The sequence below is a fragment of the Zhongshania sp. genome (assembly GCF_041623545.1).
GTDB lineage: Bacteria > Pseudomonadota > Gammaproteobacteria > Pseudomonadales > Spongiibacteraceae > Spongiibacter.
On the sequence record NZ_JBFJWS010000425.1, the window covers coordinates 1 to 1,979 of the forward strand.

At 48.9% G+C, this 1,979-nt stretch carries 3 protein-coding genes; all 3 read left to right on the top strand.

Annotation, left to right across the window (positions count from 1 at the left end; all coding sequences use genetic code 11):
* A partial coding sequence (locus ABYT30_RS18800) for a cytochrome c oxidase subunit 3 (RefSeq protein ID WP_373098059.1) occupies positions 1-444 on the top strand: 444 nt, incomplete at its 5' end.
* Between the two features lie 3 nt (positions 445-447).
* Positions 448-726: a cytochrome C oxidase subunit IV family protein gene (locus tag ABYT30_RS18805; protein WP_373098060.1), complete on the top strand. Its 279-nt coding sequence runs from the start codon at positions 448-450 to the stop codon at positions 724-726.
* 293 nt (positions 727-1,019) lie between these two features.
* The coding region (locus ABYT30_RS18810; RefSeq protein WP_373098062.1) for an efflux RND transporter periplasmic adaptor subunit at positions 1,020-1,979 on the top strand (960 nt) is incomplete at its 3' end.

Sequence of the window (1,979 nt, forward strand, 5' to 3'; positions counted from 1 at the left end):
CAGGCACTGTTTTTGGAGAGCCAACAGCACCTGAGTCAAGGGATTGGGATCAGTAATACCGTGGTGCTACTGACTAGTTCCCTGTTCGTGGCGCTCGGTACTGAAGCTGCCCGCCACGGTAAACGCCAGCACGCGTACCGCTTAATAGGTTTCGCCTTTGTATTGGGTCTGTTGTTCCCGGTGTTGAAAATGGCGGAGTGGCTGCCAAAAGTTAACGCTGGGCTGACGCCGGGTGAAAATCTGTTCTTCATGTATTACTACTTGATGACCGGTTTGCACCTTTGCCACTTGGTTCTGGGCTTGGTGATTCTGGCTTTTGTGATGCGGGATTTGCGGGTTTCGACAGCGCCGAATATCAAGTTCATTGAAGCCGGTGGAACCTACTGGCATATGGTTGATTTGTTATGGCTGATATTACTCGCACTGTTTTATTTAATGAGGTAGACGATGACTACTTACCTTCGTAATAGCCTAACTTATGTATGGGCCTTCTTGGTTGCCATTTCTATTGCCTCCTGGTGGGTTGGTCGGGGGCAAGTCGACAACTTCCAAGTCAATGGGATTATCACGACAACCGTTTTCCTTATCGCCGCAATTAAAGCGCGCTTGGTAATTCGTCATTTTATGGAAGTTCAGTATGGGCCACAGTGGCTAAAATTGACGTGTGACGCTTGGTTGGCTTTTGTGTTTCTGTGGATGTTTGGGTTTTATTGGGCGAGTTTATAGATCAAACTTCAAGCGAGAAATCAAATTGTAAACCGGCAAGTGCGGCACTTGTCGGCGCGCACTCTGATTTACGAGCTCAGTACATAATTTGATCAATCCCTCGATTGGCGGCCGTGTTCACAGCTCCGCACATAAGTCTATACCGATTACGCAAACGTAATATTGCTTCCTAAGTCTCGATATTTTTAGCCGACAGTGCTACTTTTCCGCATTGCTTTTTAACCTTGTGTCTTAGTTTGTGCACAGCGGTGTAATAGGTGTAGTCCTTGATTTATAGCCAATAGGGAAGTGATATGACTAGGCGGATGGTAATCATGCTTGTGCTGAGCGCTGTGGTATTTGGCGGCGTATTTGGTATGAAGTGGTTTGGCAATAAAGCAATGAATGACTACATGAATAATATGCCGACGCCAGCGGTTACGGTTGCAAGTGCTAAGGCAAGCACCATGGTATGGCCGAACCGACTCACCGCAGTGGGTAGCTTGGTGGCGGTAAACGGTGCTGACCTCACTGCCGAAGTTGATGGCGTGGTTTCCGCTATTCACTTTGAATCTGGCGATACCGTCAAAAAAGGAGATCTTTTACTCACCTTGTCGGCAGCGAGTGAGGAGGGTGAGCTTAAGCGTTTACAGGCTCAAGCGGAATTAGCTGAGCTAAACCGGACTCGTAAAGCACAATTATACAAGGGTAAATCGATCTCCAAAGCGGAGCTCGATACGGCTGATGCTGAAACCAATGTGGCACTGGCTGCCGTGGAAGCCCAAAAAGGGCGCTTGGCGCAAAAAGTGGTGACAGCACCCTTTGCTGGCAAATTGGGTATTCGTCGTGTCAACGTTGGGCAATACCTCGGCATGGGCGCGCCCATCGTAACCTTGCAGAAGCTAAATCCAATTAATGTCGACTTTTCGCTCCCAGAACATTACCTCTCTGCCTTAGAGGCAGGGCTGCCGGTGTCGGTGTTGGTCGATGCTTACCCCGATCAGGTATTTCAGGGGCAGATATTGGCGATCGAACCGAAGGTGAACCCGCAAACCCGTAATTTTGATTTACGCGCACGTTTAGATAATTCTGAAATGCTACTCAAGCCGGGCTTATTTGCCACCGTGACCATTACCCTGCCTGGCGACAATGTGCTCACCGTTATTCCTCGTTCAGCAGTTAATTACACGTCTTACGGCGATTCAGTTTTTGTGGTGCAAGCGCGCGCGGACGAAGACGCGGACGGTGCCACTGCAACTGAAAATTTGGAGGTA

Excerpts from the sequence above, each read along its gene's own strand:
- ABYT30_RS18805 (WP_373098060.1), top strand. The coding sequence starts at position 448 with ATGACTACTTACCTTCGTAATAGCCTAACTTATGTATGGGCCTTCTTG.